We start from the raw sequence: 26,241 nt of genomic DNA, 5'->3' as shown, positions 1-26,241 counted from the left end.
GTATATAAGTGAATCGGCCGGCCTTAGCCAGCTGATTCACAAAAGAGGTTTCGTGTTATCTAAAACAACATTTATTATTAAGCCTAAGCGTGTTACCGGTCCGGGCAAACCATCACATCTCATGGCCAGAGCATGCAGCTCAAATGGCCGCCGACAGGCACATTAATTCCCTTTCTTAGAATTCTATGACAACTTTTCCAACTGCCCTGCCGCTTTCAAGCAAGGTATGCGCCTCGCCCACCTGCTCCAGCTGGAAAACCTTGGAGACATGCGATTTGATAATGCCTTTTTCTAAAAGGCCCGCGATGGTTTTCATATCATCACCGCTTGGGTAAACCAGCACATTGTGACCATGTACACCTAAGTCCTTTGCTTTTTGAAGTAATTCATCATTGAAAGCGTGTAAAATACAAATTACAGCACCGCCTTTGTTTACGATATGGAGCGACTGTTCTGTATTTGCGCCGCCAATGGGGTCAAATATAAAATCAATATCACTCACTACGTCTTCAACCTTTTTTGCCTTATAATCTATGTGCTCATCGGCACCTAATGATAAAACAAAATCTTTATTGGCTGCCGATGATGTACCAATAACATAGGCCCCCAAATGCTTGGCCATTTGTACCACGTAGTGGCCAACGCCACCAGCTGCAGCATGAACCAGCATCCTGTCCCCTTTCTTAACATTCACCTTGGTAGTTAAAACCTGCCATGCTGTAAGCGCGGCAAGCGTGGCTGCGGCTGCCTCGTTATGGGTTATGTTTGCAGGCTTTATAGCCAGCTCAGATGGCTTGGCAACAACATATTCCGCATAGGTTTTACCTAATACCGGGAAGTTGATCATCGCAAACACTTCGTCGCCAGGTTTAAAACCGGCAACATCACTACCCGCTTCAGTTATTACGCCCGAAATATCCCAGCCTAAAATTATAGGCAACTCCATTTTGGTTCGGCCGGCAGCGCCTTTGCCCTGGCGTGTTTTGGCATCAACCGGGTTTATGCTGATAGCTTTTAACTTTATTAATACTTCATCATCCTTAATAGTTGGGACCGGTATGTTAACGGCTTCAAAATTTTCTATACCGCCAAATGCTTTTAAAATTATCGCTTTCATTTTTTCTTTTTTTAACAAGACAAATATCTACCAATAAAAATAATTAAATTGGTATATATTTACTATAATTTGGTATTTTTGCTATATGGTAAAGGAAAATCTGTACGAACCGTTTTCAATTGCTTATCTAACATTAGATAAATGCCCAAAGTTTGAGCATCAGCATAGCTTTTTTGAATTAATTTATGTGATATCCGGCACCGGCACGCAATGCATTAACAAAAGCCATTTTGATTACCGAGCCGGGCATATGTTTTTAATAACACCCGAAGACTGCCATTCGCTGCATATTGAAACTACCACCGAATTCTTCTTTTTGCGTTTTAACGATATCTACCTCAAAAATGGCAGCCTGCTGCACGAAAACATCCAGCGGCTGGAGTACATATTGCACAACGCCAATCACCAGCCGGGTTGCATTCTTAAAAACCTGCCCGATAAACGCCTTGTTGGACCAATGGTAGAGGCCATCATCCGTGAGTATCAGAATAAGGACATTTACAATAAGGAGCTTATTCAGCAACTGGTAAATACACTGATCATCGTGGTAGCCCGAAACATTGCCCGCTACCTGCCAGAGCAGTTAAACATGGGCACCGAAGAAAAGGCGATGGATATTTTACAATACGTACAAAGTAATATCTATTACCCCGAAAAACTAAAAGCTGATGTAATCAGCAGTACCTTCAGCATCTCTGAAGCTTATATGGGCCGTTACTTTAAAAAGCACGCCAGCGAAACTTTGCAGCAATACATTATCAATTATAAAACCAAGTTGATTGAGCACCGCCTGCAGTTTAGCGATAAGCGGCTGAATGAAATTGCCAACGAGTTTGGCTTTACCGATGAAAGTCATTTTAACAAATTTTTCAGAAAGCAAAAAGGCAACAGCCCTAAAGAATACCGCAAAATGATACAATTGCCACGTGCATCGTAACCAGGTGTAACACTTTGAGTTCATGGGCGTCTTACTCCTGAATTCTGATTACATTAGCTGATATGATCCTTAAAACCCGGTGCCTGCTTGTCCTGCTTTTTTTATCATCAATCACGTTTGCACAATCCCCCGGAGTCGCGAGACCTGATTTTACCCTCGTTATACTAACCGAAACCGGGCAGGCCGCAGAAGGTGCTACCGTAAAACTAATAAAAGACAACAAGCCCATAAAATCGGCTATTGCAGATGCCCGCGGAGTGGCCCGGTTTGATGTTATCCCGGCTGGCTCTTACCTGTTTTCGGCCACCTATACAGGCTACAAACCACAGCTTAGTCGTGCCTATAAATTTCCGGGGCACAATTATGCAGACACCATTAAGCTGCAGCCCTTAAATACGGCACTCCAGGAGGTGAATATTGTGGCCCATGCTCCATTGGTACAGCAAAAAGATGGTAAAACCATATTAAATATTGATGCCTCGGTTACCAATACGGGCTCTACCGTGTTAGAAGTGCTGGAGAAATCGCCGGGCGTTAGTGTTGACAGGAATGGCGGCATTTCCCTTCAGGGCAAGGCAGGCGTTATGGTGATGATAGACGACAAACAAACCTATTTATCGGGTGCCGATTTAAATAATTTACTGAGCAGCATGAGCTCGAGCCAGGTTTCGCAGATAGAGCTAATCACCAACCCAACAGCTAAATATGATGCCAGCGGCAATGCCGGTATCATCAACATAAAAACCAAAAAGAATAAGCAAAAGGGATTTAACGGCACGTTTACATCGTCGGTTGGGCAGGGTGTTTATCCTAAAAACAATAATAGCCTGGCACTTAATTTCCGTACCGGCAAAATCAATACCTTTTTTAGTTACAGCATGAATCTGGTGCAATACCTTACCAATATTTATGCCCTGAGAAAGTATTACGATGCCGGCAACAACATAACAGCTAAGCTCGATCAGCCTTCCTATTTTTCGGGCACATCGTTCAACAACACCATCAAAACCGGGTTAGATTATTCCGTTACCGACAAAACTACCATCGGCGTAGTATTAGACGGCACGCTGGTTAACCGCAATGGAAACAACCGGGCAGTGGCAACCTGGTTAAATACCAGCGATGTAGTTGACTCGGCCGTATCAACCACCAACCACAACAAAAACCGGTTTAAAAACGGCTCGGTCAATTTAAACTTACGGCATACGCTCTCCCCATCGCAAACACTTGGGGCCGATTTTGATTACCTGCATTACAATATCCAAAGCGAACAAAACTTTAACAACTCGTTGCTTGCACCGGGCGGCTACCAGGAACTGTCCAGGAGTAACATCCCCACATCCATCAGCATCTTATCTGGCAAGGTTGATTACAGCATCAAAACAGACCAGCATGCCACTTTTCAATCGGGCTATAAATCATCTTACAGCAGCACCGATAACGCCGCTTTATATGAAAACCTGAATAGCGGGCTATGGGCCGAAGACTACAGTAAAAGCAACCAGTTTTTATATAAGGAAAAAATCAATGCGGTGTATGGCACTTTCGAGAAAAAGTATGCGAAGATTACCGCACAGGCCGGCTTGAGATACGAGTACACCAGCTATAAAGCCCATCAGTTAGGCAATGTACTACAGCAGGACTCGGCTTTTAAAAGAAATTATGGCGGCTTTTTCCCCAGTGGTTTTATCAGCTACCAGGCCGATTCATCACATAGTTTCACATTAACCGCCGGCCGCCGCATTGACCGACCCATTTTTCAAAACCTAAACCCTTTTTACTTTATCATTAATAAATACACCTACCAAACGGGCAACCCCTACCTGCTGCCCCAATACAGCTGGAATTTTGAGCTAAGCCACCAATACAAAAACCTGCTTACCACTACACTGCTATACAGTAATATAAAAAATTATTTTTCGCAGCTGTTTTTAAACGATGCCGCCAAGGGAATCCTGTTGTATTCGCAGGGAAACGTGGGTAGCACGCATAACTACGGCCTGTCATCAACGCTATCGGTATCGCCGGTTAACTGGTGGAGCCTTACTTTTCAGGCATTATACAACCATAAGCAACTGAAAGGCTTTAATGGCAATACCTACACCAGCCAGGCAGATCAATTGAACATAAATACCAATAACCAGTTCACCATTGCCAAAATTTACACTGCCGAGCTATCCGGCTTTTACACCACCAGGGCCCGCAACGATATACAGGAGCAATTATACCCAACGGGACAACTATCATTAGGTATATCAAGGCCAATACTAAAAAAGCGGGCTACCCTAAAATTCAGTGCACGCGATATTTTTTACACCAACGCTATGGAAGGGCTTACGCAATTTCCCAATGCCACCGAATATTTTAAGCTGACGCGTGATACCCGCGTATTCACGCTGGCGTTTACATATCGCTTTGGCAAATCATACAAAGTGACCAGCCGGTCGGACGGTAGCGCAGGAGACGAGAAAGACCGGGTTGGGAATGGCTAATAAAAGGAGCTAAAAGCAGAAGGCATAAAGCTGAAGGCTAATCGGCAATCTGGAAAGCTAAAATATAGCGGCCGGGCACGCGTTATTTTTTAGCTTTCATTTCGCGTTTTTTTGGCGATATCATTTTGGTGATGGTTTTGCCATGAATGATATCTTTAGGATTTTTGACTTTGGCCAACGAATTTTCCCAGGCCTGCTCAATTAAAGCAATTATGTATTCCTTGGGGAAATCATCAAGTTTGTTTACAAGCACATACCTGTATTGGCTGCCGTTGCCCAACAAAAGCTTTTTCGGGTCGGCAATTTCTGATCCCCGGTAAAATCCGAAATGTACGTTTTGATTGGTGGTGCGGTAGGCAGCAACCGAACAAAAGGTTTGCCCCAACTTTTCTGTAGGCGACCAGCCGAAGGCCAAAGCATTGTAGTTGTCATAAATAAGTTCATTAGCCTGAGGATATAAATCCCACACAAACTCGCGCAGCCAGATTGCTTTTTCACGCACCTCGGGCGAAAACTCATATAGAAACCTGAGTAAATCGGTTACTTCTTCTTTTGGCATGGCTTGCTGGTTTGGTATGTTAAATATATCAACATAAACCTTGCAAAGCAACAGGCTGGGCGGGGATAACGAAATCAAAAAAATATAAAGAAGAGCAAAATCAACCTGCGATTGGCATAAGCGTGACAGGCGAAGTAACGCAGGTTTACGGCATCTTCTTTACAGTTTTTATACAATAAGCAATTAGCCCCCTACCCCCCTAAAGGGGGAACGTAATTTTACACTCCCCCTTTAGGGGGCTGGGGGGCTAAAAAAGGGCAACAGGCAATAAGTATTTCTGCATCATGCTCTAACCAAACTGAGCTACTGCAGTTACCCGCAGGCTGGGCTTGAACCAGCGACCCTGACGTCCCAAATCGAAGTATTACTTATTTACGACACCTTTATTAGTTTCCCAGCCACAAAAAGACTGAGTATTCATTAAAAAAATGGCTGCTGACCACACATAATATCAAGAAGGGTAACTGACAACAAGTGACTTGCACCTTGCGGTGCCCCTGCTCTATCATCTGAGCTACTGCAACCTAAGCTACAGGCCGGACTTGAACCGGCGACCCGGGGGTTATCAATCGAAGTAACACTCGTTTACGACACCTTCTTTTTATTTTTAATAACATAAGAAGCAACAGACGACCAGGAAACGGGGACTCGCGTTAGGGACTCGAACCCTCATCACAGCTTGCGCTACAATGCCCTCCCCTTATTGGCGAAGTAATCCTGATCTACGGCATTCTTAAGCCCCCCAGCCCCCTAAAGGGGGAGCCGGAAGTTTTCTTATTCCCCCTTTAGGGGGTCAGGGGGCTCAGATTTCCACCTTACTGATTTCGCTTAAAGCTGAGTTTCCTTTTTCAAGGGCTTCCAACACTTCAAACACTTTATCGCTCCAGCCGGCTACCAGGTAAACATTGTTTTGCATTACCTGCAACGGTACCTTACTGTAACCTTTTAAATCAAACAGGTATAGTTTTGCCTTTGGCGCAACTGTTGTTTTATAACGCAACCATAAGGCGTTAATGTTATCGCCCTTAGCTGGTATGCTGTTATAAAGCTGGCAGTCGGTAAATAACATTACTTTATCCATTTGCACATTACGGTCAAGCAGGTCTTTAATTACCAGGTAACCGTTTGTTGAATAACCAACCTCGCCTTCGCGTTTGTAAAACTCCTGCACATTGTTCAATATATTGTGGCGTGGCACCATAATGGTTTTCCATGTATCGCCAAACATACCCACTTCTACATTTTTACAGCGCGATTGCAGCAACATCGCCAGCATCAGGCCCACATCGTACAGCAAAATTTTCGATTTTGCCGATACCGCTGTTTGCATCGATCCGGATACGTCGCAGGCCAGCAATACCGTGGTATCGTGATCAAAGCCTTTGATGTTTACCGCGCTTGCCTGTACTGCTTTTTCCAACGCATCCAGCAACTCGCCGGTATAGCCTTTGTTGCCTGTTAACAACGTTTTAAGCTTTTGACCCAAACCTTGTACAGGGGTTACGCTTCCGGCACTTAACAGTTCCCGGTATGCAGCCAGGTAACGGAACGGAAACTGCTTTGCCTTTGCCACTTTATCGGCATCGGCAAGTGTTGCGCATATCTTTTGGATATGGGCATAGCTTACACCGGCTTCCTGTATATTGCGCAGGTTACGCAGCAAGGCCATATAACCCAACTTGCCGCCATCTATCAACTCCTCCCATTTGTTGCGGAAAGCCATCGCTTTTGCCTCCTGGCTATCGTAATTAAGCTGCCCTAATGCCGATAGTTCGGTTTCCCAGGTGTATGGCGTTTGCAATGTGCCGCTTACTATTTTGTTAAACACCAGTTGCTGTGCATCATCCTTTGCTTTTGGATGTACCAGGAACAAAGCATCGCGCATTTTTATAGCGGTATCGCGGTTGTACTTGGCAAACTGGTATTCATCAAAGTTATTAAAAGCGGCTTGCAGGCCTTTTTGCATTTGCTTTGATAAGCGGTTCAGTTTTTTGGGGCCGGTGCGTTGGTTCAGCATTTCATAGCAGGCCAGCAGTTCGGTTATTTCGTCGGCGCGGTTAACAACCCCGGCTGTAACCCGGGCAACCAAATCGTCGCCCGAGTGCAACTTAGCCAATTCAGTAGCCAAAACCAAGGGTACCGAACGCATGTACATTTTTGTACGGGCATATACTGCCAGCCTGCCCACAAATTCGGGCTTGCACTTATATATAATGTTGCGCAGGCGCTCCATACGGTCATCGTTTTTTTCGTAAAAGGAATCGCTCAGGCCCCAGGTTACTACCAGGGTATACAGTTCCATCTCTGGCGATAGTGCAAACGCTTTTGCACCCTCGTGATTAGTGAACTGATTTTTTACTTTGCTTAACAGGTTAAATTTCATTGTTACCTCCTTTTATTTGTTTTGATGATACAAAGGTTAGAAGGCGCTGCGCAGCCTATTTGCGCAGTAAAAATTATTTTTATTTTTTTTGAAAAAGATTAGAAGGTGTGGTAACTATACATAACCTTACGAAGCATTTATGAAATTCTTTCCCTATGAAAACTGTTATATTACCAGCGCCCTATCATATGAAGATGCACAACTGAAATTAGAAGAAATTTTATCACCGGGTAAGGGCTTGTTTTCACCAATACCATATTTTAAAGGCTACATGGCAAATGGCGTATTCCAAATCTCGCCCGATATAACTTACCGTAACTCATTTCTGCCTCAAATAAAAGGGGCGATACAAGCAAATCCAAAAGGATGCAGCATACATTTGACAATGAGAATGTATACCGCAGTCGAGATATTTGCAACGTTGATGGCAATTGGGTTTGGTATTGCAGGATTAATAAATGTAATTTACGGTAGCATCGCCAATAATCTCAAACCGGTTGACTTCAGTCTGTTTTTAGTGGCGTTATTTGTGTATATGTTAGCGACCGCGGCCTTTAAGGCAGAAAGCATCAAGGCAAGGGAGAAGTTACTCGAAATATGGGATGGAGAGTTGATTTAAAAAAATAATTTAATATTTTTCTTGTTTAATAAAATATTTATGTATCATTGTACCATGAAAAATACAATATGTATACAGAGCCAATACCCCCAGCTGATTTATCAGAGGAGATAGCTATGTATTCATAAAAACGATATAAACTAATGCAATCCTCTTAGATAACCTAAGGGGATTTTTTGTTTTACAGGGTAGTATATCAATGGTCAGATTACTCCGTTTGGAACGGAGAGGCTCCCGGTTCGAATCCGGGTTACCCTACTATGGAAATGTAGCTCAATGGTCAGAGCAGCACCCTTATACGGTGTCGGTTAAAGGTTCAAGTCCTTTTATTTCCACTGTAAAAGAGTTGTTTATATAAATAGCGTTAAAACTAACAGCAATGCGATGAGCGGATAACGATAATTTTAATAATGCCTTGGCCGGTTGCCCGAGTGGTTTAAGGGAGTCCTCTGCAAAAGGAATGTTCGCAGGTTCGAATCCTGTACCAGCCTCTGTTTATTTTCCTGTGGTGCAATTGGCAGCACAACTGATTTTGGTTCAGTTAATCGTGGTTCGAATCCATGCAGGAAAACCTGTGTCTTTATTTATTATAATATATAAAATAGTTTATTTTTATATATTATAAGACAGTCGTCGGTATCTGTCAAAGAAATAAGGCGGGATTTATTTTTAATACTATGCTTTTATTTTCTGCCTGTGGTTTAAGCCCCACTGCACCAATGTTTCTGTAACCGGGAAAACACTCAGCCCATAATCGGTGATAGAATAATTTACGGTAACAGGCCTGGTATCCATCACTGTCCTGGAAACAAGCAGGTTCATTTCCAGGTCCTGCAATTCTTTAGACAGCATCTTGGCCGAAATCCCTTCAATCTCGCGCTGGAGCTTTTTAAATGTATTTTTCTCGCCAACGTGTATATTCAGGTGCCGCATAATGCGCAATTTCCATTTTCCGCCCAATATTTCCAGGCTGTCTTTAATGGCAGCCAATTCCTGGTCGCAGCTTGCTTCCTGTATGTTTCCGTTGATATTGATAGTGGCCATAATACTTGATAGTTAACCAAAGGTAACCAGTTACCTTTGGTTAACCCATAACAAAAATAAACTACCGGGCCTTACTTTTGGCATCATGTTAATTAAATAAAAATGAAAAAACTTAATTATTACGTGCTGGATGTATTTACCAATCAGAAATATAAAGGCAATCAGCTCTCGGTAGTTTATGCCGACGATGAGCTTGAGCTGAGTCAGTACCATGCCATTTCCCGGGAATTCGGTTACTCCGAAACTTCATTCGTAAATTATTCAACAATTGAAAACGCGTTGAAGGTACGCTCCTTTACCCCGGCAGAATTTGAGGTTGTAGGCGCCGGCCATAACCTGTTGGGTGCCGTGTGCCTGGCTTTAATAAAGGGCTGGGACATTTTTAAACACCAGGGCGGGCCGCCATCTGTAATTATCAAGGATACAAGAATCCCGTTGCTGGTTACCGAGCATGGCGGGCTTCCGTACGTGGCCATGAAACAACAGCCGGCCAGGATAATAACAGAATTGCCTGCCCACCTGGTTGCAAAAGCTATTGGATTGGATTTAAAAGATTTAGAATTAAACAACTGGAAAATCAACGTTGTTGAAACAGAAGTTGCCCACCTGATGGTGCCCGTAAAAGATTTGGACACATTACAACGTGCGGTGCCCGATAAGGCACTTTTAAAACAACTCTCGGCAAAATACCAATTTGAGGGCTTTTACCTGTTTACCACAGATGGCCAGGATGCCGGTTATATTGCCGAAACACGTTTTTTCAACCCCGGTATCGGGATTGATGAAGACCCTGCAACAGGTACGGCTGCGGGACCACTGGCCGGTTACCTGGAAAAGTTGGGGTATATTAAGACGGGGCACGACTATCGGATATTGCAGGGCACAGCCGTTAAGCACCCATCCTCAATCCATATCAACGTTGCAGGCGATGGTATTTGGGTAAGCGGCTCGTCAGTTATCGTTATGGAAGGCACCATATACCTGTAAAAAAGCGCGGCAAGTGGCTTTTATTCCTTTTCAAAGTAGTCCACCGGTGCATCAGCTGCGCTGCCTATAGCACCGCCCAGGCTAAATTTTTTCCCGGCAAGGCCTATATATTTTGCCTCGCTGTTGTAATCATTATCAAAAACAATACGGTTACGCTCGGCGCCGTTTACGTTTTCTTTAAACAGCTTATAAGTGCCGCTTTTTTGCAATACGTGTTTAAGATAGTATTTGTAATTGGTGGCCGAAAAGTTGTAAACGGTACCATTGCCCGGTTTATACGCGCTGCTGTCGGTTGGTGGTGCGCAATAACAGGTTGTACCCCGGTATTCCCACGTACCGTTAAGGCTAATACCAACGCTATTATCTTTTTTACAGGCAAATAAAAATAAAACAATGGCGCATGCGGGTAATATTTTTTTCATTGATACTCAGGTTTATTAAGCTTATTACGGCGCCAATAACGAAAATGCTACAGTAAATTATTGGTCAATAATTAAAAAATCAGTATTATCGTAACAGGAACCTTTTACAATTAAAATGAACAATATTAAACATCTTACAAAGATATCCGTCTTTTTACTTTTCATAGCCATATTGCAAAGTTGTGGCAGTCCCAGCGGCCCAGGTATTTATAAAAACGAAAAAATAAGCTCAAGCGATCAAAGCCGCTTCCACGATTTAAACGACAAACTGTTTGCAGCGCTGAAAACCGATGACGAACCTCAGCTGGAATACATCATGTCGCAGGATTTTATTGATGTTACCAACAGGAAACGCGCTGTTGAACTGGTAAGTAATCGTTTTAAGGAAGATGATTACAAAATACTTGACGAGTATTATGTGGTTAACCGCTACATTCATGGCGATACCATTAAATCGGCCTTAACTGGCGGCAAATACACCGTTTACTGCCCCGGCGGTGTTAAAGAGATGTACATAGCCTTTTTTGTGCCCAAACATATTGCCAACCAGTATATGATAACGGCACTTTATTGCAAATACGATTATGGCTGGAAACTTAGCCAGCTGGAAACCAACGCCTATGCCAAAAACGGAAAAAGCATGACAGCGCTTTTAGCCGATGCTAAGGCTGCTTACACAAAAGGCTTCCTGGTAAACGCACTTAATGACGGGGCTTCGGCTATCAATTGTTCACGCCCAAGCAGCCTCTGGAAATATGATAATGAAGCCGAAGCCGGTGAATTTTACAGCAACGTTTTAAACCAGGTATCCGCTAAATACCGGGTTCCGTTGCCCATTAAAGGCGCGCCAACCCACCTTGAAATTATACGCATTTTTACCCAGGAAGATAAGGAAGGCACATTCCCGATGATATATTACCTAACCAATATCAAGCTAAGCGATACTACAGCTGTCAAAAAAGAGAACGAAGTGATCAGGAAAGTGATAGATAAAACTATCCCCGGCATTGATAAGGATAATAAATACGTGCTGTATTCTGCTTTTAACGAATGGCCGACGGGCGTTAAAACCGTTGAGCACTTTGACATGAAGCAAAAAATGTAAGTAAGCCAAAGGCTTAAGGCTGAAAGCTAAAAGTCAGATTGCCAGGCAAGGGAGCTATTGAATATATCGCTTCTTTGTCTATTCCTATTCACTATCCTCGTTCTTAATGCCTTTTAGTAAAGCATAAATTGCCATGGCATGGCCGTGGCCAAGATCAAAGTCGGCCTTCAGCCAGGCTACAATATCGCCCGCTTTTGCTTTTAATTCGCCGCTTTGTGTAAAACCCTTTTCTTCGGCTATCGCCCTGAAATACGCGGGCTCTTTGCCCGTTTTGATTTTTATTGTTTTTAAATATCCCTGGAATGACATAGTTGGTTATGCTTGGTTTATAAAGCTAAATATAAATGTAAACATCAAATTCGAACTGTTTTTTTAACTGATTTAGCATTAAGGAGCCAAAATGGCGGTAGTTGGCGTTGCGCTTCATAAGTACAAATGTCTGCTGAAATTCCCTAATTTATTATCTTTGCTATTAATCATCTACCCCGATTGCTATGTCTAAAAAGAAAAAAGCCAAGGTTGTTGCACTGAAGCCGGTTCAGCTAAGTGCCGAAAAATATATAAAAACACAGGCGCGCCTGTTACCCATTGCCGAATGCATTATAAATAACGAATGGGAAACCGCCGGAATAGCTAATATACTTGTTGCAAGGAAGCACAAAAACGGCAATTTAACCATTGGGCTATTTCTGGTTGATATGTATTGCCTTGGCCTAAGGATGTGTTATATGAATTTAACCTGGATCCAGAAGAATATGATGCCTGGAAAGGCAAATTAGTTGGTGGCGTAGTATGCGATTATGTTTTAGCTCACAACATTATTTATGGCGCGGTTGCGTATGCCGAAGACCTTGGATTTAAACCGCATAAGGACTTTGAAATTGCCCAATATATTTTAGCAGAGGACAGCGAGGATATAGAACTGGTAGAAATAAAGTTTGGCATGGATGGCATGCCCTGTTATGTACCCGGCCCTTATGATTCCGACTACAAGGTTCAAACCATCATCAATACGCTTGACCGCACCGCGGGCCGGGGTAATTACACATTTTTAGGCGATGGCGATGACTGGGACGATTTTGATGACGAGGATTGGGATGATGACGATGAAGAAGATGATGATAATGATTTTGACGAAACACAGGCAGCTATAAATGAACTGTTACTGGATGGTTATGAAAAAATAAGCGCCGTATATGACGAACGTTTGCGAACAGACAGCGCCAGGAAAGTGCTTAACCAACCTTTTATTGGCTTAAAATATCGCCTTAGTGACGATCCCAAAGAAACCGCCTATATGAAATTTGACAGTGCAGCGGAAGAAAAGGAATACTTTCGCCTGCTAAACCTCGCGTCGGTTGACCATGAATATGACCTGGTAATAACCGGTGTACAAAAAGCCATTGCTAAATATACCGGTTCGGCACCATGGTACATGTTATGGCATTCGGCGCTCCAAGCCGACAGACAGCATGATGAGAGCTATAGGGTAGCCGAAGTAATGTACACTATGTTTCCCGATTATTTGCCTGCCAAAGTGAGCTATGCCAATATGCTCATTGATACCGAAGAGCCTGAAGGTGTACTTGCCGTATTTAACGGCCAGCCAGACCTGGGATATATTTATCGCGACCGTAAGGTGTTTAACCTCACCGAAGCTGCAAATTACTATGCCTGCATGTGCCGCTATTTTATAGCGGTTGATAATATCGACTCGGCCGATATGTATATGGAAGCAATCATCAAAAATAACATGACCGATCAATTTGGTATACAGGTGGCCATACGCGAACTTTGCAAGGCAAAAATGGAAAAGCTTGGCATCTTAACAGGTAAAGAAACAGCCGATGATGAATAGGCTGCGGTAAATGATTTCAGGCCCGGTTATTTGAAAGGTAAAAGCATTATATTGCCGTTACCAATTAACAACCCTAAAAATCATGGTTAAACGTGTTATTCTTGCCTGCCTGGTGCTTGCTTTTATTATCCCACGTGTTGCTCTCGCGCAAGCAACAGCCGCCAATAAGCCGGTTTCGCCCCGGATACGGGTGATAATGGATAACGATTTTAGCGGCGACCCGGACGGCTTATTTGCCCTTACCCATTTAATGTTATCGCAATCGGTAGATGCCAGGGGCATCATAGGCTCGCATCTAAAAGTGGGCGATGGTTTTGATCCTTCAAAAACCCAGGCTGACAATGCCGCAAAAAAAGCGGCAGAACTATTAACCATCCTTAAAATGACGGGACGGGTACCAGTAGTGGCAGGTTCAAACACCGGGATGCTGAACGATACCACCCCGGTTAAAAGCGCAGCAGTTGATATGATTATCAACGAGGCTTCGCGTACCGATACTCAATTGCCCCTGTACGTAATTTGCGGCGCCGGGCTTACTGAAATTGCATCTGCGGTTTTAACCAACCCTGCAATAGCCGGCAAACTTACCCTGATATGGATAGGCGGCCCCGAATATGCCGACCTGGCCTTGCCCCCACCCACTTACTCCAACCCCGAATACAATCTTAATATCGATATCGCTGCTGCCAGGGCAATTTTTAACCATTCGCAGTTAAAGCTGTGGCAGGTGCCGCGCAATGCTTATCGCCAGGCTTTGCTGCCATATTCGCAGCTGCAACTAAAAATTAAACCCCATGGCGTGGCCGGCAAATATTTAACTAATGTGATAGAAGGGTTGATGACCCGCATCCAGCAATGGCACCTGAATATTGGCGAAACGTATGTTTTAGGCGATAGTCCCCTGGTATTGCTTACCGCCCTGCAATCATCGTTTGAGGCCGACCCTTCGAGCAGCGAATATGTGCTTAAAAATTGTCCGAAGATAAATGCACAGGGCGGTTATGATTACAATGCCGGCGGCCGCAACATCCGTGTATACACCCGATTGGATATCAACCTGATGTTTAATGATTTTTTTGCGAAGCTGGAACTGAATGCCAAATAGCTTTCCGGATTATCAAAAAAAGATAGTTTATAAATTACAAGATAAATTTACAGAGGCAAAAATGTCATCTATTAATATGAATGACCGATAGTTGTATAGAATAATAACCTATTTACCTTGTTTTAAGTACAGAAAACAGGAGATGAGAGCGCGGTTCACGGCGATTTAAGGTAGAAAATAGAGTTGGTATTTAAATTGTAATTGGTTTAATACATCATTTGAAAAACAATTTTATAAACAATTAAAAAAATCTATCATGAATTCATTACTGTATATCATTGCTGTTATCCTGATCATAGGCTGGGCAATTGGCGCGTTTGTTTACTCTGTAGGTGGTTTAATCCACATCCTGTTGGTTATTGCTATTATAGCTTTAGTACTCGGTTTTTTACGCAGGGATACGGCAATATAACCTGCTATTTTAAATAAATTTCAACCCCGGTCTGCAAAACAGGCCGGGGTTATTTTTTAACTGCGAAGGTACGATGCGCCATTAATGTCAATTATACCACCACTGCTAAATTCCATCCCCTGTGATGCATAAATAGCCACCAACGTTGCTACCTCCTGCGTATTTGCCACGCGGCCAAAGGGGCTTTGGTTTTTTATTGCCTGGCCGGCAGGGCTGTTCAAAATGTCGGCAGTCATATCTGTTTCTGTAAAGCCCGGCGCTATAACATGTATACTTACACCTTTTGGCGCCAATGCAATAGCCAGCGATTGGCTCATCGAGTTTAACCCCGCTTTACTTGCACCATAGGCAGGGCAATCAGGCTCGCCACGGAAGGCCCCGCGTGATGAAATGTTTACTATTTTACCACCGCCCTGCTCCGCCATCTGCCGACCGGCAAAGTAACACAGGTTGGCAGCGCCCACCAGGTTAACATCAATGGTTTGTTTCCACATGGCCAGCCAGTGAGTATAATCAGCATCCATGATCTTATGCTCCAGGAATACGCCGGCATTGTTTACCAATACGTCAATACCGTTATACTTTGCTATAAAAGCCTTCATAAAGGTTTCAACCGCATCGGCCTCGTGTATTTGCAGTTGCCATGCGCTGTGCCCGGTTCCCGGCAACAGGGCAAGTGTTTCGTCGGCTGCCTGTTGGTTGCTTAAGTAGGTTATGGCAACCTGTGCACCTGCAGCCGCAAATAGCTGAGCACAAGCCCGCCCTATACCGCGCGAGCCGCCGGTGATTAAAACCCGTTTATTTGTAAAATCAAATGTCATCATAGCTCTGTTGGTTGGATAACAAATAACGGAAACCTAAGCCATAAAGCGCATCAAAATTTAAGTTTACACTGTGGTTTTATATAAAAAACAGCCTCAACCCTGTCAACGGTTCACATTTCATATACATTAATTATTTCAGCAACCATATCATCAAAAAAATCTCTACTTTTAACTATCGCTCCCAAATTATGAAACATTTGAGCTTTAAAACGCTACTGGGCCTTAGCCTGTTTGCCTGCACCGCAGCTTATGCGCAGCAGGAAACTATTGACACCGCTGCCTTCCGTAAAATCAGGAATGCAGAGCTTAACAGTTCGCAAATTCCGCAAATTGCACATTACCTTACCGATGTTTCGGGCCCGAGGCTCACCAATTCGCCGGGTTACAAGCGGGCCGCTACCTGGGCTGTCGAAACCATGAAAAAATGGGGATTGACCAATGCCAAAATGGAACCCTGGGGCGAATTTGGCAAGCAGTGGGAAGTGCAGGATTTCAGCATATCAATGCGTGCGCCTTATGTGCAAACTGTGCGGGCATATCCTGGCCCATGGAGTGCTAATACCAAAGGCTTACAGCAGGGGCAGGTTATACTGCTTACACCAGCAAACGCCATGGATACCGTTTACCTGGCCAGCCATGCAGCCGATTTTAAGGACAAATTTGTACTGGTAACCGGCGGTGCCGCCAGCAGCGCCGAAAGATTTGAACCATCGGCTACGCGATTGGCAGATACGGCCCTGGCCAACCTTAAAGATGCCTACATGATTGATAAATCGACGATACAGATGTATAAAGGTTATTTCAAAATTTTTGCGAAGGTTGATGAATTGCTTAAATCATCCGGTGCGCTGGCTTATATTACTACCGGCAGCAATAACCATAACGGAACCGTAGTTGTGCAGGCCTATGGGGGCTACAAAACAACAGTGGCCGAAGCCGTACCCAGGGTAACCATGTCGGCAGAAGACGGGCAAAAAATAAAAAGGCTCATCCTATCTGGTCACAAAGTAAAATTGGCCCTGAATATCAGCGGCAACCTCAAAACCGACGATACCAAAGGCTACAACGTGGTTGCCGAAATTCCCGGTACCGATGCCAAACTGAAACCACAACTGGTAATGCTTGGCGGTCATCTTGATTCATGGCAGGCCGCCACGGGCGCTACTGATAATGCCGCCGGCTGTATAGTGATGATGGAGGCCGTACGCTTGCTGGATTCATTGGGCCTTAAGCCTAAACGCACCATCCGCATAGCCCTTTGGAGCGGTGAGGAACAGGGCCTGTTAGGTTCTTTTAATTATGTAAAAAATCATTTTATAGATGGTACAACATTCGCCATAAAACCCGAGCAGGCAAAAGTATCAGCCTATTTTAACCTCGATAACGGCACCGGCAAAATCAGGGGTATTTATGCTCAAAATAACCAGGCCGTAAAACCCATATTTGCCGAATGGTTTAAACCCTTTGCAGACCTGGGCGCCCAAACCGTAACCATGAGTAATACCGGCTCAACAGACCACCTCAGTTTTGATTGGGCAGGCATCCCTGGTTTTCAGTTTGTGCAGGACCCCATTGATTACGAAACCCGCACCCACCACAGCAACCTGGACGATTATGACCACCTGATAATTGACGATCTTAAACAAGCTGCCATCATTGTAGCGTCGTTTGTATACCAAACCGCCACGCGCCCCGATATGCTGCCCCGCAAACCGCTGGTAAAGGAAAAGTTTGTGTTTGATGGGTTTTAGGGGTGATAAAACCACCGCATGCGCGATGTTTCTCATTATAAGCATCCAACATTGAGAGCTGGGCAACATGCCATTTATGAAACCCCGCACAGCCTTTGATCAATCGACCAAAGGCTGTGTGGGATTGGTGAATAACTTGTAGCGCGTATCAATTATAAGAAACCGAATAGCTGTTACAGGTAAAGTTTAAGCCGCCCCCGTTGGTTCCGTACGATGAAGTGATCTCGAAACCAAACTGCACATTCCCCAGTGTAATATTGCCAAACCAACCCTTGTTTTTTATCCAGGTTTGAATAGCCTTAACATCAACAGTTGCTGATGAAGTATTACTTGTGCGTAAAAACGAGTAAACGTTGTTTGAGCCGTTATTTCCCCTGAATACATTCCAGGTATGGCCGCCAACGCTAACGTTGGTGTACACAGGCACCGCCGCGCCGCTGGCATTGTAGTTATACGATATTGGCTTAACATTACCGCTGCCACTGGAGCTGCCGGTGTAGTTTAACCAAAGCATGGTTTCATTTTGGTTGCCGCTATCCCATATATCGTAAGTTGCCTCCCACGCACCGCTTGATGGAACAGTAAAGTTGGCACTGCTTGTACATGAGTTTAAGCTGCTTAAAGCTATACCCACATATTTTGTGGAGTTGGGGTATGATTTAATCCCTCCGGTATTAGGGTGGTTGGCCCAAACGCCCCAATTGCTATAGGAGTTTGCCCAAATATTTTGCCCGCCGGCGCCCGAGCCCCAAACATCGTTATACACCGTATAGCCCCCGTTTGACCATGACCCGTAGGCTGCACTTGACGACCAGTTTGCTTTTACCTCTCCATCGTTAGCAGCCGGTAACTCAGCATTGTTTTTTTTACAGCCCAGGGCTAAGCCCGCAACAGCGATAAACAGAACTACGTGTTTTTTCATTTTCATAATTTTGGTTTTTAATGGTTTATATTGGTTTTGATGTATAAGAAAATGGTGATGCATTTTATTAACGCCCAGGCAAAAAATTGCGAAAGCCCGGGCGGGCTGCCGTTTGGCATTTGTTTAACAATTGGTTAAACCAAAACTATAAAACAAGGTAATTGCCGTTGTGGATACTTAGGGGTATAAATGTCAACTATAGCTATTTTCGCTACAGTTAAAAAATATTTGTTATACTTTTATTGCTGTTCTACAGGCTAAAACATTGGCAGCGCTATCAGAAAAGCAGAAACATCAGGATATTAACAGGAAATAAAATGGCAAAGCGTATTTTTTATAGTTGGCAGTTTTTATTAGGGTACCTGCTTTTTGCCGGCGTTATAGCATGTAAAAAGGAAAATGCCATAATAGTAGGGCGGGTGGAATTATCGATGCTCGATTCGGTAAATAAATTACGCGCTGCCGGCTGTACCTGCGGAACCGATTTTATGCCACCGGCAAAAAAACTAACGTGGAATAATAATCTGGCTACCGCCGCGCAAGGCCATGCGCTCGATATGAATAACAATAACTACTTCGATCATATTTCTCCCACCGGTACCTCGCCCATACAACGGGCAATAGCTGCGGGGTACACAGGCCAGTATATAGGCGAAAACATTGGCAAAGGATATACTACTATTGGCCAGGTAATGCAAGCCTGGAAAAAGAGCGACGACCACTGCAAAGCCATGATGGATACGCTTTATGTAGAAATGGGCGCCTACAGCTATAACGGCTACTGGGTACAGGAATTTGGCAGGTGACTATTAATACCCTCAGGCCGAAATATGGTTATCCCTCACCATTTTTTCCAGTGCCGAAATCCAGGTTGGCGAATCGTTCAGGCTTTCTACCAGTTGTACACGTTCGCCGCCAAGGGCTTTAAACTCGTCGCCATACTCGGTGGTTACTTCGTAAACAGTTTCCAGGCAGTCGGCCACAAAGGCGGGGCAAAACACCAATAGGCTTTTTTTGCCGGCTTTGGCCAGGTTAGCTACAATTTCGCTAGTGTAGGGCTGTACCCAGGGATCGTTACCGAGGCGGGATTGAAAGCAGATGGTATATTTTTCTTTGGGGATATTCAGTTTTTCGGCAATCAGCTTTGCGGTTTGATGCGATTGCGCCGAATAACAAAATTTATTGGCATCGGTAATGGTTTCGCAACATTTATCAACCTTTAAGCAGTGTTTATGGGTATGGTCGGCTTTAATCAATTGCCTTTGCGGCAGGCCGTGAAAACTAAACAGCACATGATCAAATTTTTCGGGATCGTATTTGGCACCGTTTTCGGCAAAAGTGGCAATCATCAATTCGTTATCATGAAACGAGTTGACAAACGATATGGTTGGCTTGGTAGGCCATTGCATCAGCAGTTCCATCACCTTATCATAAACAGAGCCAGTACTAGCCGATGCATATTGCGGAAAAAGAGCAATCACCTGTATATCATCAACCAATGCATCTTTCAACCTGTTCAATGCCGATTCGATATTTGGGTTTTGGTAGCGCATGGCCAGTTCAACAACATACTCATCACCCAGGCGTTGTTTTAAAGCCTCTTGCTGCAAAATACTATAATGCATTAGCGGCGAACCGGTGGTGTCGCTCCAGATAGCCCGGTATAGCTTGGCCGATTTTGGTGCACGAAACGGAACAATTAACCCGCGCACCAGTAAAGTACGCAGCACCGGGTTAATATCAATAACCCGCGGATCCATCAAAAACTCATTGAGGTAGGTACGTACATCGGCCGTCGCAGCGCTGTTTGGTGTACCTAAGTTGACTAATAAAACACCCTTTTTGCCCATAATTTTCAGTGTGCGAAATTAAATAATTTTTGGCCCGGCAACGGAGTATGGGGTAAATAAATTACAAAAGGCTAACATGAAAAGATTCAAAGAAAAAATTGCTTGCTATGCCTTGAAGATGAACGCCTGTCTATTTCTTGATTTTTGCCTCTTGATTCTTGGATCTCTTGGCTTTCATTTTTAAATTCAATAGCTCCACCAAAACCGAGAACGCCATCGCGAAGTAAATATACCCTTTGGGGATATGCTGTTCAAAAGCCTCGGCCAACAGCGATACGCCTATCAGCAGTAAAAAAGATAGTGCCAGCATTTTAACCGTAGGGTGTTTATTTACAAAACCCGATACACTGTTTGATGCCCACATCATAATGCCTACAGCAATGATAACCGCCAGGATCATGATCTCGACGTGGCTGGCCATACCTACGGCAGTAATTACAGAATCTAATGAGAACACAATATCCAGCAACATGATCTGGATAATGGTGGCTATAAAACCCTGCGGCTTTACATTTTCGCTGCTTTCTTCTTCGCCTTCAATTTTATGGTGAATTTCAGCAGTACTTTTATAGATCAGGAACAGGCCACCGATGATCAGGATCAGGTCGCGGCCGGATATAGCCAGTTTTTCGGCCCAATCAGGGTCGGTAATATTTAATAAATGGCTCAGGTTAAACAGGGGGGCGGTAAGCGTCATTACCCAGCTAATGGATAGCAACAATAATATCCTGGTAATCATGGCCATACCTAAACCAACCCGGCGGCCTTTGCTTTGCTGTTTTGCAGGCAGCTTATCTGATAATATCGAGATGAACACAATGTTATCTATACCTAAAACGATTTCTAAAACGGTAAGTGTAAGCAGGGAGATCCAGGTTTCGGCCTGGGCAAATATTGATAAATCCATTTGTGCGCGATGTGGTTAAGCCCAAAAATAACAAAACCCTTGCTTTTTAGGGCAAGGGCTTGCGTAAAAGGATGAATTTATCGCTTAATCAAAGTTTACACTTCCGAAGGTTGAATTGATGGTGATTGTTTTATCGGTACCGCCTTTACCAAAATGACCTTTATAATTTTTGGTGGGGTTAAATCCGCGCTCGCCATCGGCTGGGCTTTTGCTGGTAAGGCTTACATCGTGGTTGCCATAGTTAAAGCTGCCGTAACGCACGGTTACATCAAAATCGGCACTTTGGTTATCGCCCAGGCCCAGCTTTATGCTTGAATATGACGATCGTACTGAAAGATCTTTCAGGTTTTTGTCAACATCTTCAATACTGATACCGCCACCAAACTTAACGTTGATGGTACCCGATGTTTTAATACGGCCAATTTTTGCCGAGCTATAGCTCAGGTTGGCATTAAGCTTATCGCAATCGCCCAGGCTTAAGCTGCCGTAAGCTACATCAAGATCGCTGCCGGTTAAGTTCCCAATGGTGGCATTGCCGTATTTTACCCTTATCTGGTTGCCATTGTTGCTTAGTGCTTTAGCTACCAGACTGCCGTATGAGTTACTAATGATGAGCTTGCCGCCAAGATCGGGCAGATCGGTAGCGCCATATTTATTGCTGATGGTAAGCGGGTTTTTGGCAGGCATGTAAACGGTATAATTTATTTCCATTGACCGCACCGAGTTACCACTTCTGAATAAGCCGCCCCATGAGCCATTGTTGTCGTTATTGGAGTTTATCGAGGTTTTAAAATAAACCCCGTTTCCGTCCTTACTATCCTGGATGTTTACGTTATCCAGCATTTTTTGTGCTTTATCGGCATCGTTGGTGGTTACCTTTATCTGTACATCAACTTTTACCTCGTTCTTTGCCCAGGTGTTTACCGTTATTTTGCCAAATTTATTGTCAATGTTAATTATATCATTACCATCAACATTATAGCTTTTACTGTAGCTTTTGGTTTTTACAACTTCATCTCCGGTTTGTACTTTGGTATCATCATCACCATCAATATTGTAATTAAAGTTGAAGGTTTTATCAAAATCTTTAAAACCATAGGCTATCATCGGGGCTATGTGGGTATCAAATTTATAAGCAAAGTTTAGCATGCTGTCGTTAAACTTATAGGCAAAACCTTTTAGGCTGTCAAATTTGAACGTTTTATCATAACCCTTAAAGCTTTTGCTCAGCTGCTTCATGTTCTGCTTCATGGTTTTGTTGAATTTTTGCCTGTTAAGCGAGTTCATTTTTACCTGCAGATCATGCATTTTGGCCTGCAAATCTTTCATTTTTTGCTGATAATCCTTCGAATCCATGTCCGAATCGTCATCGTCATCATCAGCGGTTTGGGCTGCGTTGGGCGCTACGGCAGGTTTTGCTAGCTTAGCTGGTTTAGCCGGTTTTTGTTGCGCAAAGCCAATGTTGCCTACGGTTAATAAAACCATCAGCGTAAACAGGAAAGGTTTAAATATTTTTGATTTCATTTTCTTGATCTTTATTAGTCTCGTTATACTGCTCTATTACATTTAATTGCTGACTAAGCACATCGGTTTGTATTTGCAAGTTCCGGATCATTGCACGTAAAACGCGTTCCTGGTTAGGGCTTGTGGCTAAATCGCTATTTAGTTTTTTATAGGTCGAATCCATTTTGGCAATCTCGGCAGTAAACTCTTTAAACAACTGCGGGTCGCCTTTTGATGCTGTTTTAAGCTGACTAAGCTGCGTTTTAACCAATGATGCATAATGCACCTGTTGTTTGGCATATTCGGGGTTAATAGCAGCCAGGTCAACGCTTTTTACGCCTTTCTGGCTTTGGAGATATGCCCCGAAACCTATACCCATCACCACGATGATAGATGCGGCCATTTTTAGCACAAAAGTGAGCGAAAAGGTTTTGGCTTCGCGCTTTTTTGGCGCATCCAGCGTATCTAAACGCGCCTCTATTTTACTCCACAGATCTGCCGATGGCTCAATCTCGTCAAATTCTTCGTGATTATTTTTCATGAAATCTTCAAATCGCTTGCTCATGACACTTTTCCTCTTCCTTTTAAAATTTCCATTAGTTTTCTTTTTGCTCTCAAAAACTGCGTTCTCGAGGTATTTTCAGATATATTTAATATTTGTCCTATTTCTTCGTGATCATAACCCTCAAGCAGGTAAAGGGATAACACAAGCCGGTAACCATCCGGTAATTGTTTCATAGCCTCTTTAACCAACACCACCTGGTATTGCACATCGTCCTCATCTTCGGGTTCCTCATCCGGAATATTTTCCAAGTGATCACCTTCTATTTCAATAAGCTCCAGCTTTCGTTTACGGAGCAAATTTATTGACCGGTTTACCACTATTTGTTTGAGCCAAAGCCCAAATGTGGTTTCCTGCCTGAAATCCTTTAGCTTGTTAAAAGCATCAAGAAAAGCTTCCTGCAAAACATCCTCGGCCTCGCCAATATTGCCCACTATCCTAAAGGCGACGTTCAACATCGCTTTTGAGTAAAGGCGGTATAGCTCATAAGAAGCTTTTTTGCTTCCTTGTTTGCACTCCAGCACCAGGCTATAATGTTTATCTATAAATATTGCTTCCAATTGCGTTAAGCTTCAGATTAATAGACGCAAGCTATTTTACAACGTTGCACGGAACGGGGAAATAATTTATTGATGTGCAAATTTCAGATTTCAAATGTGCAGATGATTTCATGATCGGCTGCGGTATTATCTGAGCGTGTAATACGCAAATTATGGAATTTAATTTGAAACACGAGCCTGTCAATCAAAACGGATCTGTGATATGTAGTGTGGGGCGTCAAAGTTGACAGATAATAATCCACGCAAATTAAAGCGGATTTTACAAATGCAATAATTGTAAAGTAACTTGGAAATCGTTTTTATTTGTGATAACCACTACAAATTTACACGCTTCCTTTTATATTTAAAAACCGCGCTTTATTCATGCACAAACAGGTAAAAACAAGGCTATTAATTCAAACTTTTTTGCAACAAATGTGTCATTTATTGAAACAAAACGTGTATTAATTAATACAAAAACAAAACGAAGATTTTTTTTAGAAAAACGAAGAAAAAGCAATTCGAAAAATCGGGAATCTTACCTTTTAACTACTGGGTTCGGCTCCGAACCCTCCTTATGGTTGAGGGGCAAATTAACCCATGCCGGTAAAATAATTAAAAACCGTTAACCATAAAATTCGTCATAACGCCATCAAACCTAATCTTTACAATCCTGTTAAATAATCAACAAAATCATAGGTATATTTGCAACACCATGGGAGCGTATAATTTAAAGGTTACTATTGATCAGGATTCGGGCTTTTGCTTTGGGGTGGTGTATGCCATTGATATGGCAGAAGAGATACTGGCCGAAGATGGCTACCTGTACTGCCTGGGCGACATTGTGCATAACGACGAGGAAGTTGAACGACTGAAAGCACAAGGCCTGCGCATTATTGAGCACGCCGAACTGAAAAACCTGCGTAACGAGAAAGTGCTTATCCGGGCCCATGGTGAAGCGCCCGACACCTACCGCACCGCGTTAGAGAATAACATTACCCTGATAGATGCATCGTGCCCGGTAGTGCTAAAACTGCAAAACCGGATTAAAACATCGTACGATTCAAACGAGAAGATCCTGATATTTGGTAAACATGGCCATGCCGAGGTTGTTGGCCTGCAGGGGCAAACCAATAATGAAGCCCTGGTTTTTCAGGATATTGCCGAACTGGACAATATGGAGCTACCGCAAAACATTACACTGTACAGCCAGACCACCAAAAGCATGGAAAAGTTTTACAACGTAAAAGATGAGTTGATAGCCCGCGGGTATAACCTGAAAGCCAATGATACCATTTGCCGCCAGGTATCAAACCGGGATAAGGATTTGCCTAAATTTGCTACCCGTTTTGATAAAATAGTATTTGTATCCGGAAAAAAATCATCAAACGGTAAGGTGCTGTTTGAGGTTTGCCGCAAGCATAACGCTAATACCTATTTCATTTCGTCGACGGCCGAATTGGAGCCATCCATGTTTTCGCCAAATGATACCGTGGGCATTGCCGGCGCAACATCAACCCCCATGTGGCTGATGCAGCAGGTAAAAGAAGCTATTGAAAGTATTTAACAGCACGCTTTTTGCTGTTGTATAACCCGCATGCATAAAAGCCCTTCTAATATCGGTTTACTGGTTGCCCTTGCGGTAATAGGTTGCTGGGTAATATCTATTATTTTATTAATGCAATGGCATTTTAGTTTTACCAATCCGCTGGTTTACCTGTTGATTTTGGTACAAATGCATTTATATACCGGCCTGTTTATCACCGCGCATGACGCCATGCACGGCAGCATATCGCCCAACCGGGGCATCAATAACTTTATTGGTTACCTGTGCACTTTTTTTTATGCGTCATTCTGGTATCCGCAACTGTACACCAAGCATCATTTGCACCACAGCCATGTACACACCACCCACGACCCGGATTACCACAACGGCAGTTTCTGGAGCTGGTATGTAAGGTTTATCCGCAACTATCTTTCTATATGGCAAATTGTAGTAATGGCGGCTTTGTTTAACGTATTAAAAATCTGGATTCCCCAGCAAAACCTGCTGCTGTTTTGGGTAGCGCCATCGTTACTCAGCACCTTGCAGCTGTTTTATTTTGGCACTTACCAACCCCACAAAGGCGAGCATGATAATATCTATTTTGCCCGAAGCCAAAAGAAAAACCACGTACTGGCATTTTTTAGCTGCTACTTTTTTGGTTATCATTATGAGCACCACCATTCGCCGGGAACGCCGTGGTGGATGCTGTGGCGAAGCCAGCGAAAAGAATCAGGAATCAAGAGCCAGGAATCAAGATAACTGTGTCTTGTCCCGGCATAGCAAAACAATTTCCTTCT

Annotated in this window: 26 protein-coding genes and 4 tRNA genes; 17 read left to right on the top strand and 13 right to left on the bottom strand. The window is 43.5% G+C overall.

The genetic code is table 11. The features are described from left to right. Positions 1-175: 175 nt before the first annotated feature. Complete coding sequence (locus tag AC1DV1_RS10925; RefSeq protein ID WP_477358667.1) at positions 176-1,117, bottom strand: NADP-dependent oxidoreductase; 942 nt, start codon at positions 1,115-1,117, stop codon at positions 176-178. Positions 1,118-1,202: 85 nt separating this feature from the next. Here AC1DV1_RS10925 and AC1DV1_RS10920 point away from each other — a divergent pair, with 85 nt between their 5' ends. Both AC1DV1_RS10920 and AC1DV1_RS10915 read left to right on the top strand, forming a co-directional pair. Next, a complete protein-coding gene (locus AC1DV1_RS10920; RefSeq protein WP_477358665.1) occupies positions 1,203-2,054 on the top strand; it encodes a helix-turn-helix domain-containing protein in 852 nt (283 codons plus the stop codon). Between the two features lie 62 nt (positions 2,055-2,116). Next, positions 2,117-4,546, top strand: a complete 2,430-nt coding sequence (locus AC1DV1_RS10915) for a TonB-dependent receptor domain-containing protein (RefSeq protein ID WP_477358663.1) — start codon at positions 2,117-2,119, stop codon at positions 4,544-4,546. 82 nt (positions 4,547-4,628) lie between these two features. On the opposite strand, the gene AC1DV1_RS10910 is transcribed toward AC1DV1_RS10915, so the two are convergent. Both AC1DV1_RS10910 and AC1DV1_RS10905 read right to left on the bottom strand, forming a co-directional pair. Next, complete coding sequence (locus AC1DV1_RS10910; RefSeq protein WP_477358661.1) at positions 4,629-5,105, bottom strand: hypothetical protein; 477 nt, start codon at positions 5,103-5,105, stop codon at positions 4,629-4,631. 802 nt (positions 5,106-5,907) lie between these two features. Then, positions 5,908-7,488, bottom strand: a complete 1,581-nt coding sequence (locus AC1DV1_RS10905) for a TROVE domain-containing protein (protein WP_477358659.1) — start codon at positions 7,486-7,488, stop codon at positions 5,908-5,910. A gap of 139 nt (positions 7,489-7,627) precedes the next feature. Between AC1DV1_RS10905 and AC1DV1_RS10900 the strand changes: the two genes are divergently transcribed. From AC1DV1_RS10900 to AC1DV1_RS10880, 5 genes are all read left to right on the top strand, one after another. Beyond that, positions 7,628-8,107 carry a hypothetical protein gene (locus AC1DV1_RS10900; protein WP_477358657.1) on the top strand — a complete coding sequence of 160 codons (480 nt, stop codon included), beginning with the start codon at positions 7,628-7,630 and terminating at the stop codon, positions 8,105-8,107. Positions 8,108-8,292: 185 nt separating this feature from the next. Next, positions 8,293-8,365: transfer RNA gene (locus AC1DV1_RS10895), tRNA-Pro, on the top strand. Positions 8,366-8,369: 4 nt separating this feature from the next. After that, a tRNA-Ile gene (locus AC1DV1_RS10890) sits at positions 8,370-8,442 on the top strand. Positions 8,443-8,524: 82 nt separating this feature from the next. After that, positions 8,525-8,598, top strand: a tRNA-Cys gene (locus AC1DV1_RS10885). Positions 8,599-8,606: 8 nt separating this feature from the next. After that, positions 8,607-8,678: transfer RNA gene (locus tag AC1DV1_RS10880), tRNA-Gln, on the top strand. A 104-nt stretch (positions 8,679-8,782) separates the two neighbouring features. On the opposite strand, the gene AC1DV1_RS10875 is transcribed toward AC1DV1_RS10880, so the two are convergent. Next, on the bottom strand, positions 8,783-9,151 hold the full coding sequence (locus tag AC1DV1_RS10875) for a winged helix-turn-helix transcriptional regulator (RefSeq protein ID WP_477358655.1): 369 nt from the start codon (positions 9,149-9,151) through the stop codon (positions 8,783-8,785). 102 nt (positions 9,152-9,253) lie between these two features. Here AC1DV1_RS10875 and AC1DV1_RS10870 point away from each other — a divergent pair, with 102 nt between their 5' ends. Beyond that, positions 9,254-10,138 (top strand): PhzF family phenazine biosynthesis protein, encoded by an 885-nt coding sequence (locus AC1DV1_RS10870; RefSeq protein WP_477358653.1) that lies wholly within the window; start codon positions 9,254-9,256, stop codon positions 10,136-10,138. Between the two features lie 20 nt (positions 10,139-10,158). Here AC1DV1_RS10870 and AC1DV1_RS10865 read toward each other — a convergent pair whose 3' ends face one another. Next, positions 10,159-10,560, bottom strand: coding sequence for a hypothetical protein (locus AC1DV1_RS10865; RefSeq protein WP_477358651.1), 402 nt, complete (start codon positions 10,558-10,560; stop codon positions 10,159-10,161). Between the two features lie 115 nt (positions 10,561-10,675). Here AC1DV1_RS10865 and AC1DV1_RS10860 point away from each other — a divergent pair, with 115 nt between their 5' ends. Then, a complete protein-coding gene (locus AC1DV1_RS10860; protein ID WP_477358650.1) occupies positions 10,676-11,665 on the top strand; it encodes a hypothetical protein in 990 nt (329 codons plus the stop codon). Between the two features lie 84 nt (positions 11,666-11,749). Here AC1DV1_RS10860 and AC1DV1_RS10855 read toward each other — a convergent pair whose 3' ends face one another. Continuing rightward, on the bottom strand, positions 11,750-11,974 hold the full coding sequence (locus AC1DV1_RS10855) for a DUF4287 domain-containing protein (protein ID WP_477358648.1): 225 nt from the start codon (positions 11,972-11,974) through the stop codon (positions 11,750-11,752). Positions 11,975-12,159: 185 nt separating this feature from the next. Here AC1DV1_RS10855 and AC1DV1_RS10850 point away from each other — a divergent pair, with 185 nt between their 5' ends. The 4 genes from AC1DV1_RS10850 to AC1DV1_RS10835 all read left to right on the top strand — a co-directional run bounded on the left by AC1DV1_RS10850 (position 12,160) and on the right by AC1DV1_RS10835 (position 15,040). Next, complete coding sequence (locus AC1DV1_RS10850) at positions 12,160-12,444, top strand: hypothetical protein (RefSeq protein ID WP_477358646.1); 285 nt, start codon at positions 12,160-12,162, stop codon at positions 12,442-12,444. After that, positions 12,387-13,523 carry a hypothetical protein gene (locus tag AC1DV1_RS10845; RefSeq protein WP_477358644.1) on the top strand — a complete coding sequence of 379 codons (1,137 nt, stop codon included), beginning with the start codon at positions 12,387-12,389 and terminating at the stop codon, positions 13,521-13,523. The genes AC1DV1_RS10850 and AC1DV1_RS10845 overlap by 58 nt, the downstream gene beginning before the upstream one ends. Before the next feature lie 82 nt (positions 13,524-13,605). Then, entirely contained in the window at positions 13,606-14,628 is a 1,023-nt protein-coding gene (locus AC1DV1_RS10840) for a nucleoside hydrolase (RefSeq protein ID WP_477358642.1), read from the top strand. 256 nt (positions 14,629-14,884) lie between these two features. After that, positions 14,885-15,040: a lmo0937 family membrane protein gene (locus AC1DV1_RS10835; RefSeq protein WP_439695193.1), complete on the top strand. Its 156-nt coding sequence runs from the start codon at positions 14,885-14,887 to the stop codon at positions 15,038-15,040. A gap of 56 nt (positions 15,041-15,096) precedes the next feature. Here AC1DV1_RS10835 and AC1DV1_RS10830 read toward each other — a convergent pair whose 3' ends face one another. Next, positions 15,097-15,864: an SDR family NAD(P)-dependent oxidoreductase gene (locus AC1DV1_RS10830; protein WP_477358639.1), complete on the bottom strand. Its 768-nt coding sequence runs from the start codon at positions 15,862-15,864 to the stop codon at positions 15,097-15,099. A gap of 188 nt (positions 15,865-16,052) precedes the next feature. Between AC1DV1_RS10830 and AC1DV1_RS10825 the strand changes: the two genes are divergently transcribed. Then, positions 16,053-17,615 (top strand): M20/M25/M40 family metallo-hydrolase, encoded by a 1,563-nt coding sequence (locus AC1DV1_RS10825; protein ID WP_477358637.1) that lies wholly within the window; start codon positions 16,053-16,055, stop codon positions 17,613-17,615. Between the two features lie 148 nt (positions 17,616-17,763). On the opposite strand, the gene AC1DV1_RS10820 is transcribed toward AC1DV1_RS10825, so the two are convergent. Continuing rightward, entirely contained in the window at positions 17,764-18,543 is a 780-nt protein-coding gene (locus tag AC1DV1_RS10820) for a GH12 family glycosyl hydrolase domain-containing protein (protein WP_477358635.1), read from the bottom strand. 311 nt (positions 18,544-18,854) lie between these two features. Here AC1DV1_RS10820 and AC1DV1_RS10815 point away from each other — a divergent pair, with 311 nt between their 5' ends. After that, the gene (locus tag AC1DV1_RS10815) at positions 18,855-19,343 is read left to right on the top strand and encodes a CAP domain-containing protein (RefSeq protein WP_477358633.1); all 489 of its coding nucleotides are present in this window, start codon (positions 18,855-18,857) and stop codon (positions 19,341-19,343) included. 12 nt (positions 19,344-19,355) lie between these two features. On the opposite strand, the gene hemH is transcribed toward AC1DV1_RS10815, so the two are convergent. From hemH to AC1DV1_RS10790, 5 genes are all read right to left on the bottom strand, one after another. Then, positions 19,356-20,387, bottom strand: coding sequence for a ferrochelatase (gene hemH, locus AC1DV1_RS10810; protein WP_477358631.1), 1,032 nt, complete (start codon positions 20,385-20,387; stop codon positions 19,356-19,358). Between the two features lie 130 nt (positions 20,388-20,517). Beyond that, a complete protein-coding gene (locus AC1DV1_RS10805) occupies positions 20,518-21,294 on the bottom strand; it encodes a TerC family protein (protein WP_477358629.1) in 777 nt (258 codons plus the stop codon). An 84-nt stretch (positions 21,295-21,378) separates the two neighbouring features. Then, the gene (locus AC1DV1_RS10800; protein WP_477358627.1) at positions 21,379-22,818 is read right to left on the bottom strand and encodes a DUF4097 family beta strand repeat-containing protein; all 1,440 of its coding nucleotides are present in this window, start codon (positions 22,816-22,818) and stop codon (positions 21,379-21,381) included. After that, the gene (locus AC1DV1_RS10795; protein ID WP_477358625.1) at positions 22,799-23,338 is read right to left on the bottom strand and encodes a hypothetical protein; all 540 of its coding nucleotides are present in this window, start codon (positions 23,336-23,338) and stop codon (positions 22,799-22,801) included. The genes AC1DV1_RS10800 and AC1DV1_RS10795 overlap by 20 nt, the downstream gene beginning before the upstream one ends. Before the next feature lie 20 nt (positions 23,339-23,358). Then, a complete protein-coding gene (locus AC1DV1_RS10790; protein ID WP_477358623.1) occupies positions 23,359-23,919 on the bottom strand; it encodes an RNA polymerase sigma factor in 561 nt (186 codons plus the stop codon). A 694-nt stretch (positions 23,920-24,613) separates the two neighbouring features. Between AC1DV1_RS10790 and AC1DV1_RS10785 the strand changes: the two genes are divergently transcribed. Further along, a complete protein-coding gene (locus AC1DV1_RS10785) occupies positions 24,614-25,465 on the top strand; it encodes a 4-hydroxy-3-methylbut-2-enyl diphosphate reductase (RefSeq protein ID WP_477358621.1) in 852 nt (283 codons plus the stop codon). Positions 25,466-25,495: 30 nt separating this feature from the next. Further along, a complete protein-coding gene (locus tag AC1DV1_RS10780; protein WP_477358619.1) occupies positions 25,496-26,203 on the top strand; it encodes a fatty acid desaturase in 708 nt (235 codons plus the stop codon). Positions 26,204-26,241: the final 38 nt, after the last annotated feature.

The sequence above is a fragment of the Mucilaginibacter sp. P4_D1 genome (assembly GCF_056401935.1).
Note: the sequence above shows the minus strand (reverse complement) of the source record. Positions and strands in the feature narration are given on the sequence as shown.